Annotated in this window: 8 protein-coding genes; 1 reads left to right on the top strand and 7 read right to left on the bottom strand. The window is 69.8% G+C overall.

Translation table 11 applies throughout. The features are described from left to right. Positions 1-46: 46 nt before the first annotated feature. The 6 genes from ACO07Z_RS10720 to ACO07Z_RS10695 are packed head-to-tail and all read right to left on the bottom strand — an operon-like array spanning position 47 to position 8,707. Positions 47-1,786 (bottom strand): ABC transporter ATP-binding protein, encoded by a 1,740-nt coding sequence (locus tag ACO07Z_RS10720; RefSeq protein WP_421698714.1) that lies wholly within the window; start codon positions 1,784-1,786, stop codon positions 47-49. 21 nt (positions 1,787-1,807) lie between these two features. Then, entirely contained in the window at positions 1,808-2,887 is a 1,080-nt protein-coding gene (locus ACO07Z_RS10715; protein WP_421698713.1) for a siderophore-interacting protein, read from the bottom strand. Beyond that, positions 2,880-4,862 (bottom strand): Fe(3+)-hydroxamate ABC transporter permease FhuB, encoded by a 1,983-nt coding sequence (fhuB, locus tag ACO07Z_RS10710; RefSeq protein ID WP_421698712.1) that lies wholly within the window; start codon positions 4,860-4,862, stop codon positions 2,880-2,882. Before fhuB ends, ACO07Z_RS10715 begins: the two co-directional genes overlap by 8 nt. After that, complete coding sequence (locus ACO07Z_RS10705) at positions 4,855-5,760, bottom strand: ABC transporter substrate-binding protein (protein WP_421698711.1); 906 nt, start codon at positions 5,758-5,760, stop codon at positions 4,855-4,857. The genes fhuB and ACO07Z_RS10705 overlap by 8 nt, the downstream gene beginning before the upstream one ends. Further along, positions 5,757-6,581: an ATP-binding cassette domain-containing protein gene (locus tag ACO07Z_RS10700; protein WP_421698710.1), complete on the bottom strand. Its 825-nt coding sequence runs from the start codon at positions 6,579-6,581 to the stop codon at positions 5,757-5,759. The genes ACO07Z_RS10705 and ACO07Z_RS10700 overlap by 4 nt, the downstream gene beginning before the upstream one ends. Then, positions 6,575-8,707: a TonB-dependent siderophore receptor gene (locus ACO07Z_RS10695; protein WP_421698709.1), complete on the bottom strand. Its 2,133-nt coding sequence runs from the start codon at positions 8,705-8,707 to the stop codon at positions 6,575-6,577. The genes ACO07Z_RS10700 and ACO07Z_RS10695 overlap by 7 nt, the downstream gene beginning before the upstream one ends. 245 nt (positions 8,708-8,952) lie before the next feature. Here ACO07Z_RS10695 and ACO07Z_RS10690 point away from each other — a divergent pair, with 245 nt between their 5' ends. Then, the gene (locus ACO07Z_RS10690; RefSeq protein WP_421698708.1) at positions 8,953-9,840 is read left to right on the top strand and encodes a helix-turn-helix domain-containing protein; all 888 of its coding nucleotides are present in this window, start codon (positions 8,953-8,955) and stop codon (positions 9,838-9,840) included. Here ACO07Z_RS10690 and ACO07Z_RS10685 read toward each other — a convergent pair. Next, positions 9,794-10,594 (bottom strand): maleate cis-trans isomerase family protein, encoded by an 801-nt coding sequence (locus ACO07Z_RS10685; protein ID WP_421698707.1) that lies wholly within the window; start codon positions 10,592-10,594, stop codon positions 9,794-9,796. The two genes, ACO07Z_RS10690 and ACO07Z_RS10685, sit on opposite strands and share 47 nt — an antisense overlap. Between the last annotated feature and the right edge of the window lie 33 nt (positions 10,595-10,627).

Here is a 10,627-nt window from a genome sequence, read left to right as displayed (position 1 = left end):
CGGAAGGTTCCGTGCGTTGCGGAAAAAAAACGGCGCGGCGCTTTCTTTACGCCGGGATGCGCTCCGGCTCGCTGAACTGGGTGCGCACCATGCGGGCATAGATGCCGCCGCGCGCCACCAGTTCGGCATGGTTGCCCTGCTCGGCGATGCCCTCGCGGGTAACGACCACGATGCGGTCGGCGGTGCGGATGGTGGAGAGCCGGTGGGCGATGATCAGCGTGGTGCGCCCGACCGAGAGCGCCGCCAGCGCGCGCTGGATTTCCCACTCCGTCTCGCTGTCCAGCGCCGAGGTCGCCTCGTCGAGGATGAGGATCGGCGGGTCCTTCAGGAACATGCGGGCGATGGCGAGCCGCTGCTTCTGCCCGCCGGAGAGCTTCACCCCGCGCTCGCCGATCACCGTGTCGAGCCCGAGCGGCAGGCCGGCGAGGAGATCGTCGAGCTGCGCCCGACGCGCCGCCTCGCGGATCGCCTCCTCGCTGGCGTCCAGCCGGCCATAGGCGATGTTCTCGCGGATGGTGCCGCCGAACAGGAACACGTCCTGCTGCACGATGCCGATGTTCCGCCGGAGCGAGGCGAGCTGCACGTCGCGAATGTCGTGCCCGTCAATGGTGATGCGCCCGCCCGCGACATCGTAGAAGCGCGGCAGCAGCGAGCACAGCGTGGTCTTGCCGGCGCCCGACGGGCCGACAAAGGCGACGCTCTCGCCGGCGCGTATGTCGAGATCGATGCCGTTCAGCACCGGCGCGGCATTGCCATAGGCGAAGCGCACGCCCTCATAGCGGATGGCGCCCTTCACCTCGGTGAGCGCGACCGCGCCCGGCTTGTCGGCGACATCGGGGCGGGTGGCGAGGAAGTCGAGATAGGAGCGCAGCCCGGCAATGCCCTTGGGGTAGACTTCCATCACCGCCGCGATCTTCTCCAACGGCCGGAAGAACACGCCCACCAGCAGCAGGAAGCCGACAAAACCGCCATTGCTGAGTTCGCCGCGCAGCACGAACCAGGTGCCGGCCAGCATGATGATGACCTGGGTGAGGCGCATGCCGAGATAGGACAGCGAGGCATTGGCCGCCAGCAGCCGGTAGGCTTCCAGCTTGGTGGAGCGGTAATGCGCATTCTCCACCGCGAACAGCCGGGTCTCGTGCTCCTCATTGGCGAAGGACTGCACCACGCGGATGCCGCCGATATTCTCCTCGATGCGGGCGTTGAAGGCGCCGACGCGGCCGAACAGGGCACGGAAGTTCTCCGTCATCCGCCGCCCGTAGCGGGTGGTGATGAGCGCGCTGGCGGGCACGATAACGGCGGTGAGCAGCGCGAGCGGGACATTGACGCTCAGCATCACCAGGAAGGCGCCGACAAAGGTCATGAGCGCGATGAACACGTCTTCCGGGCCGTGATGGGCGACCTCGCCGATCTCTTCGAGGTCCTTGGTCAGCCGGGCGACGAGATGGCCGGTCTTGTGGTTGTCGAAATAGGAGAAGGACAGTTTCTGCACATGGTCGAAGGCGCGGCGGCGCATCTCGGTCTCGATATTGATGCCGAGCATGTGCCCCCAATAGGTGACGACCGCCATCAGCGCCGCATTGAGCAGATACACCACGAGCAGCCCCGCCGCCGCCCAGACGATGAGGTGCCAGTCCTGCCCCGGCAGCAAATGATCGATGAACAGCTTCACCGCGACGGGAAAGCCGAGTTCCAGCAGGCCGGAGATGACCGCGCAGGAAAAATCGAGCATGAACAGCCCCTTATAGGGGGCGTAATAGGACAGGAAGGGCCGGATGAGCTGCATGATGGATCGCTTATAGCGGCCTCAATCGGCCAGATCGACTCCCGCATGGCCGCGCCGCCAATAGGCGGCGATGGCGCAGCGGGACTTGGGGAGGCCGCGTTCCTGGGTGAGGTGGCGGCGCAGGGTCCGCGCGGTCCGCTGCTCGCAGCCGGCGAAGACATACACGTCCTCAAGGTCGGTGGGCAGGTCGAGCGCGCGCACCGCCCGCTCCAGAAGGTCGCCGGTGCCGGCGGGGGCGCCGTCGCGAAGGAGCCATTCGACGTCGAGCCGGGCGGGCGAGGGCAGAGGCTGGCGCTCGCCCGCATCCGCCACTTCCAGCCGCACCACCGCCTGCGCCTCTGCCGGCAGTTCCGCCAGCATGCGGGCGATGACGGGAAGCGCGGTTTCGTCGCCGGCGAGCAGATACCAGCGGGCCGGCGGCAGGCCGGCGCCACCGGGGCCGAGCAGCCCCACGGGGTCGCCGGGCCGTGCGTCGCGGGCGAAATCTGAACCCGGCGTGGCCGCGCCGGGGTGCAGCACCATGTCGAGCGCCAGCGTGCCTGCCGCCGCATCGACCTCGCGCACGGTATAGACACGAGGGATGACCGCGTCCGCTCCCGCAGGCCAGACGACGCGCCCGTCCTGGGCCGCGTGCGGCCAGACCGGCGTGCGGCCGGCCGGCGGAATGAGCAGCCGCACATGCAGCCCGCCGCTGGCGAAATGAGCGGCGTCCCCTTCCAGCACCACGCGGCGCATGCGCGGCGTCAGCGGCTGCGTAGCGGCGACACGCATGGCGCGGAAATAGGGCAGGTCCGGCTTGCCGGCGCCATGGCCTTCCCAGGCGAAGGTGGGGGTGGCACCTTCCATGGCGGCGTGGAGATGCTCGGCCAGCTGCATGCGCAGCACGGAAAGCCGGTCCTCGCGGTAGCTGCGGGCGTCCAGCACCAGCCGGCCGGCGGCATCGATCGACAGCGCCGCCTCGCCGCACCAGTTCTCCAGCCGCGCCGCATGCGGCGTGCGCTCGCGCAGCGTCTCCGGCTCCAGCCGGGCGCAGAGGCGGGCGAGGAGATCCGCCGCGCCGGTGGAGGCGATGCGCGCCTGCGCGGTGAAGGGTTCACCCATGCCGGTCTCCGCGTTGCAGCAGCCAGATCAGATACGGCCCGCCGACCAGCGCCGCGAGCAGGCCAGTGGGCAGCTGGTAGGGAAAGGCGACCATGCGGGCCAGCCAGTCCGCCAGCAGCAGCACCAGCGCGCCGATCAGCGCCGAGGCGAAGACGAAGAGGGCGTCGCGGTTCAGGCCGAGCTGGCGGGCGAGGTGCGGGCCGATCAGCCCGACAAGGCTGAGCGGGCCGACGAAGAACGCCGCCACCCCGGTCATCGCCGCCGCCAGCAGCGTGAGCAGCAGCTGGCTTGCCGCCACCCTGAGGCCAAGCGAGCCGGCGACCCCCGCGCCGAGCGGAAGCAGGGCCAGCCAGCGGCCGGCAAGGGCGACGGGGAGGAGCAGGACAAGCGCGCAGGCCGCGAGAATGCCGGCCTGCATCAGGTCGACCCGGTCGGTGGTGCCGGCCAGCCAGGCCAGCAGCAGGAAGCTGCCCGGCCCGCCGGCGGCGAAGACGGCGGAGAGAATCGCGAGCCCCATGCAGCCGAGCGCAATGCCGGCGAGCAGCAGCTTCTCCGCCCCGAAGCCGGTCGCCGCCGCAATGGCCAGCACCAGCAGCAGCGCGCCCAGCGCCCCGCCGGCACTGGCGGCGAGCAGCAGGCCCGGACCCGCATCCGGCGCCAGCATCAGCGCGGCAGCGAGGCCGACCCCGGCGCCGGCGCTGACACCCAGCACTTCCGGCCCGGCGAGCGGATTGCCGGTGAGCTTCTGCATGATCGCCCCCGCCGCGCCGAGCAGCCCGCCGGCGGCGGCCGCCGCGACGACGCGCGGGGCGCGGAAGGCCAGAAGCTCGGTCAGCAGCGGCCCGGTGGCGAGGGCCCAGCCGTCGAGATCGCGCCCGGCAACCAGAGCGAACAGCCCGACCAGAAGCGCCGCAACGGCCAGCCCGGCAAGCGCGCGGCCCGGGTGGCCCCAGCGGCGGCGGGGCGTCGCGGAGGTGGAGAGCGGCGGGGCGGCGGCGCGCAGGCGCGGCAGCAGCCACAGCAGCAGCGGCCCGCCGAGCAGGCCGACCGCCGCGCCGGTCGGGATGAGGTCGCCGCCACTGCCGGCGGTGAGCTGCACCAGGCTGTCAGTGATCCAGAGCAGCAGCGCGCCGATCAGCGGCGCGGCGAGCAGCACCGCGCCCGGCCGCCGGGCCCCGGCGACGCGGGCCAGCGCCGGGGCGGCGAGGCCGACAAAGCCGATCACCCCGACCTCGGACACCACGCTCGCCGCCAGCGCCACCGCCACCGCGATGACCGCGAGCCGCATGCCCTGCACCGCCATGCCGAGGCTGCGCGCGCCGGCATCGTCCAGAGCCATGAGGCCGAGCGGGCGGCGCAGCAGGAAGGTGGCGCCAGCCGCCAGCGCCAGCCGCGTGCCGATCAGCTGTGCCGGCTCCCAGTTCTGCTGGTGCAGCGAGCCGGCGCCCCAGATGAACAGGGCGAACACATAGTCGCCGCGCGCGAGGATGACCGCCGCGCTCAGCGCGCCGGCCATCAGCGACAGCGTCATGCCGGCGACGACCAGCGTCACCGGCTCGAAGCCGCGCCGGGCGCTCAGCGCCAGCACCAGCGCCACCGCGGCCACCCCGCCGGCAAAGGCGGTGCCCTCGCGCGAGAGGGCGAGCAGCGCCGGGGCAAAAGCGAGCGCCAGCGTCAGGGCCAGCTGCGCGCCGGCGGCGATGCCGAGCGTGGAGGGATCGGCGATCGGGTTGCGCAGCACACGCTGCAGTAGCGCGCCGGAAAGCCCCAGCGCCGCCCCGGCCAACAGCGCGGTCGCCGCGCGCGGCAGCAGGCTGTGCCAGAGCAGCAGCGCGTCGAGGTCGAATGCCGCGCCCGGCATGTCCGGCCGGCGCATCAGCACCAGCACGAACAGGCCGAGGCCGAGCGCGGTGAGTGCGAGCCCGAAAGGCAGCGGCCGCAGGCCGGCGGGGCGGGGCAAGGCGAGCTCAGCCAAGGCCGCCTCCGTTCCCCGATCCGCCCTCCAGCAGCGCCGCCGTGAGCAGGCGGGCGAAGCGGGCGGCGGTGGGCAGACCGCCAAAGGGATCGACGCTGTCGAGCACGGCGAAGCGGCGGGCGCGGATACTGGGCAGGGCGTTCCACAGCGCGCTGGTGGCGAGCACCCGCGCCGCATCCGGCGGAACGGGGCGCAGGATGACGAGGAAGGCATCAGAAAAGCGGGCCAGCGCCTCCAGCCCGAGCGGGGCGGAGGCGGCGTAGAAGGTGCGCTCGCCCCAGGCATTGGTAAGGCCGAGGCGGGAGATCACCTCGCCGAACAGGCTGTCGGCGCCGAAGACGCGGAAGTGCCTGGCATCGCCGAGATTGAGCACCAGCAGCGGCCGGCCAGCCTGCGCGGCGAGGCGGCGGCGGCTGGCGTCGATCTGCCCGGCGACGGTGTCGATCAGCGCCCGGGCGGCATCCTCGCGCCCGGTCAGGGTGCCGATCGCCATTGCCGCCGCCTCGGCCTCGCCATAGGGCGGGCGGCCGGTGCGGTAGATGGAGAGCGTTTCCACCGGGGCGATGAGGCGCAGCTTCGGCTCCATCCAGGCGTAGAAATTGGAGCTGAGGATGAGGCTCGGGCGGGTCAGCCGCAGCGCCTCGAAATTCACCGCACCGCGCAGGCCGATATCGACCACCGAGGCCGGCACGGGTGGCTCCACCGCCACCTCGCGAAACAGCACCAGCTCGGCCGCCGCCACCGGGGTGAGGCCCATGCCCAGCAGGGTTTCCAGCAGCGCCCAATCGACCGTGGCAAGGCGAAGTCCACCCGCCCGCGCGGGCGCGCCGCGCAGCGCCAGTGCCGCCACGCCGGCGGCGAGCAGGGCGCGGCGGTGGAGGTGCGGGGCTGAGCTCACAGCACGTAGCTCATCGGCGCGCCGCTGACGGGATGCGCCATCACGCCCATGTCGAGCCCGTAAATGGCGCGCAGATGCTCCGGCTGCATGATCTCGCCGCACGGGCCCTGGGCGATGAGCCGCCCGCCGCGCAGGGCGAGCAGCGCGTCGCAGGTGCGGGCGGCGAGGTTGATGTCGTGCAGGATGACGATCACCGTCATCGCGCCGGCGTCGGCGCCTGTCCCGGCTTCGTCACCCAGCTCGCGGAGAATGGCGAGCACCTCCATCTGGTGGGCGATGTCGAGCGCCGAGGTCGGCTCGTCCAGCAGCAGGCAGCGCGCGCCCTGCGCCAGCATCAGCGCCAGCCAGGCGCGCTGGCGCTCGCCGCCGGAGAGGCTGTCCACCGCCCGGTCGCGAAAGGCGGAAAGGCCGGTGCGCTGGATTGCCGCCTCCACCCGCGCCTCGTCCTCGGCGGTGAAGCGGCCGAGTGCGCCGTGCCAGGGATAGCGGCCGAGGCCGACCAGTTCGCGCACATTCATGCCGTCGGAGGCGGGCATGAATTGCGGCATATAGGCGACCTCGCGGGCGAAGGCGCGCCCCGTCCAGCCCGTGAGCGGGCGGCCGTCGAAATTTATCGCGCCGCCGGTCGGGGCGATCTGGCGCGCGAGCATCTTCAATAGCGTGCTCTTGCCGGAGCCGTTGGGGCCGATGAGCCCATAGACGCGTCCTTCAGGCAGATCGAGCGTCAGCGGGCTGAGGATCGCCCGGTCGCCGGCCGTGAAGGCGGCCTCGCGCAGCGACCAGAGCGCGCCCGCCGGCGCCGGAGGAGCAGGCTCTACCATTTGTAGGACAGCGTTCCGAGCACGGTGCGGCCATTGCCATAGAAGCAGCCGAAGAAGCCGCAGCCGGCGACATAGGTCTCGTCGGCAATGTTGTTGACGTTCAGCTGGGCCTTGAACGGGCCCTTCTCGTAATGCAGGGCGGCGTCGAACAGCGTGTTGGAGGACAGGAAGATGCTGTTGTCGTCGAGCGCGTAGCGATCACCGACGAAGCGCACGCCGCCGCCGACACCGAAGCCCGCCCACGCCCCCGATTGCACGGTGTAGTCGAGCCAGAGATTGGCCATGTTCTCCGGCACATTGGCCGGGCGGTTGCCGGCATATTGGCCCTGGGTGATCTCGGCGTTCATATAGGTGTAGTTGGCGATCAGGTTGAGCCCGTCCGCGAGCCCCGCCACGGCGGTGAACTCGAAGCCCTTCACCCGCACCTCGCCGATCTGGGTCTGATAGCTCACCCCGTCGATCAGCTGCGAGGACAGCACATTGGACTGGGTGAGGTCGTAGGCCGCGGCGGTGAAGAAGCCGTTCCAGCCCACCGGCTGGTACTTCACGCCGAGTTCGACCTGCTCGCCCTCCATCGGTTGGAAGGCGCCACCGCCGAGCTGGGTCGGCATGTTGCCGATCACCGGCTCGAAGGAGGTGGAATAGTTGAAATAGGGGGCGATGCCGTTGTCGAAGAGATAGGTCAGGCCGACGCGGCCGGTGAAGGCGCTGTCGTCCTGGTTCTGCGTGGTGTCGCCGAAATTGGTCAGGTTGGTGGAATCCGTTGTCGCCCAGTCATGGCGCAGACCGACGGTGAGCAGCCAGTTCTGCAGCTTCACCTGGTCCTGTGCATAGACGCCCGTCTGCGAGATCGTGCCGTTCACATCCGACGTGTACCAGGGCGTGCCGCCGACCGGCTGGTTGTAGATCGGGAACAGGATGTTGATCGGCGAGGCGGTGCCGAAGGCGGTGGTGTTGGATTCGCTGTAGCGGCGATAATCGACGCCGACCAGCACCTCATGGCTCAGCGCGCCGGTGTCGAACTTGCCGAGCATCTGGCTGTCGAGGTTGAAGGTCTGCTGCGATTCGGAATTTTCCGACGAGCCGCGATTGGCGACGAGCGGGTTGGTCGGGCTCAGCGCGCTGTAATAGAGGCTGTTATAGTCCCAGGCGAGCACGGCGTAGCGGGCGTTCTGGCGGAACTCCCAGGTCTCGTTGAAGCGGTGCTTGAACTCGTAGCCGACGCTGCCGAAGGTGCGGTTGGAATTGTCGTAGTCGGGATCGCCGAGGAACAGGTTGCGCGGCAGGCGCAGGCCGCCATCGGCATTCACCGTGTACTGCACCGGCAGGCCGACCGGGGTGCCGGTCTGGTCGTACTGGATATTGGCCAGCACGGTGAGCTCGGTGTCGGTCGAAGGCCGCCAGGTCAGCGCGGGGGCGAAGAACAGCCGGTTGTCGTCGATATAATCGGTCTGGGTGTCGCTCTCGCGGGCGAGGCCGGTGAGGCGGTAGGAAATGTCGGCATTGTCCGGCAGCACGCCGCCAATATCGAAACGGCCGACATAGCGGTCGAAGCTGCCGGCCTCCACCTGCACCTCGCCGAAATTGGTGAAGGTCGGGCGCTTGGAGATGAAGTCGAGCAGGCCGCCGGGGTTGCCCTGGCCATAGAGCACCGAGGCGGGGCCGCGCACCACGTCGATGCGCTCCAGCCCATAGGGGTCGATGGCATTGGTGCCGGCCTCGCGCATCAGCTTCAGGCCGTTGAGATACATGCTGTTGTCGGCGGCGAAACCGCGGATGATCGGGTAGTCGAAGCGCGGATCGGCGCCGAAGGGCTGGGAGACGACGCCGGCGGTGTAGTCGAGCGCCTGCCCGACGCTCTGCACGCCGCGCGCGTCCATCTGGTCGCGGGTGACGACGGAGATGGACTGCGGCACCTCGATCAGCGGCGTGTCGGTCTTGGTGCCGGCGGTGCTGGTGCGGGCGACATAGCCCTGCGTGTCGTCCGTGCGCTGGCCCTGAATGTCGATCTGTTCCAGCTCGATGGCTGCCGCGCCCTGCTGCGCCCGTGCCGCCGGGGCCGAAACAAGGATCGCCGTGCTGCCCATCAGCAGCGACATCGTTGAGAGGGCCAGCCCTTTGCGCATCACGGTACCTGTTTTCAGCAGTTGAGATGAATTATAAAGAAGCGTTCCCCTCCGGCCCTGGGAAACACCGCTTCATATCAATCAACATTCCGCCGTTCTTGTCGTATCCTCTTGTGTTTTGAACGATCGTGTTCTCTATTGCCCCCTGATCCAACGGATTTGGCGCGAGATCAAGGCGAGAGTGCTACTTCATATTGATTCTAATCTATGAAGTGCCGCACTGATCTTGACGAATGGCACGCTGAATGAGCTTTCAACCGCGCATGACCTCCACCGTGGAGGGCATCACCCTCCTGGATGAGCTGCACTGGCGCAGCTGGAACGGCGTCATCGCCGATGTCTGGCATGTCGCCTGCGCGGCGGGGGCGGGCGGGCACTATGTCTCGCGCGACGCCCGGCTATTCGTGGTGCTGGAGCGCGAGGGCGGGCGCTCGGATGTGCAGCTCTCGGTGGATGGCCGCCCGCGCCGGGTGCAGCGTGCCCCGCACCGCATGAGCTTCGTGCCCGCCGACCTGCCGATCTGGTCGCATGTCGACGAGCCGGTGCGGGTGCGCCACCTCGACCTGCATTTCCACGCGCCGACGCTCAGCGAGCGGCTCGGCGAGGATCTCGACGATGAGCGGCTGGCGACGCCGCGGCTCGACTTTATCGACCCGCGCCTGTTCACCCTGGCGCAGCTGATCGCGGAGGAATGCACCGGCCCGGAGCGTCGCCACGACCTCTATGGCGACGGCCTGACCCTCGCTCTGTTCATCGACCTCCTGAAGCTCGGCCGTGCGCCGAGTGCGGCGGCGCGCGGTCCCGCGCTCTCCCCGCGCCAGGTGCGGCGGGTAACGGATTTCATCGAGGCCCATTGCGCCCGCAATATCCGCCTGCAGGAACTGGCGGAGCTGACCGGCCTGTCGCAATCCTATTTCAGCCACGCCTTCAAGGCGGCGACCGGGGTGCCGCCCTATCAGTGGCACCTCAAGGCGCGGCTGCGGCGGGTGCAGGCGCTGCTGACCGACACCGAGCTGCCGCTCACCGAAATCGCTTCCGCCACCGGCTTCACCGATCAGGCGCACCTGACCCGCAGCTTCCGCCGGCTTATCGGCGCGACCCCGGCGGCGTGGCGGCGGGCGCAGGGGCGCTGAGGCCGGAAAAGGCCGGGTTGGCGAAGAGCGAGCCGAAGCCGGCGAGCGGCGCGGTGGGAAGGTCGAGCGCGCGCAGGCAGCCCCACAGCGTGGCGGCGACGGAATCGATGATGGGAATCCCGAGCGCGCGCTCGCTCTCCGCGCCGACCCGCGCGCCGCGCATATTGGTGCAGACGATGGCGATGGCGTCGGGCCTTGCCGCCGCGACCTCCGCGCACATGTGGCCGACCTGATCGTCGGCAATGTCGGCGAAGGAGAAATTGTCGGACAGGCCGGCATGGAGTCCGGCCACCACCTCGACGCCATGCGCGGCGTAATTGGCGGCGATGCGGGCGCCGACATCGGCGGTGTAGGGGGTGACGAGGCCGAGCCGCTTCACCCCGCCCTCCGCGAGCAGCCGATTGAGGCCGAGAATGCAGCTGGTGGCCTTTACCCCCGTTCGCGCCTCGATATGCGCGCAGAGCCGCGCATCGGTGTCGAAGCCGAGCCAGCTCGCCGAGGTGCCGTTCCAGGCGATGATGTCGGTGCGCGCATCGGCAAGCAGCTCCGCCGCCGCCAGGATCGGCTCCTGGCGGAACTGGTTGGAGGCGCTGTCGTCGAGCGCGATCCGCGTCACCCGGAAGCGGGCGAAATGCGCGGTGACGGCGGGAAACAGCGGCTCCAGCATCCGCGCCGTATAGGGTTCCAGCACGGTGTTGGAGGATGGCGTCAGCATGCCGATCCGATGCCGGCGGGGGAGGATTTCATCGTGCATGGCGCTGTTCCGACAGGAGAGGGGAAGGCGGGC

The organism is Ancylobacter sp. (assembly GCF_965229075.1).
Taxonomy (GTDB): domain Bacteria; phylum Pseudomonadota; class Alphaproteobacteria; order Rhizobiales; family Xanthobacteraceae; genus Ancylobacter.
This window is presented reverse-complemented; position numbering and strand designations above follow the sequence as displayed.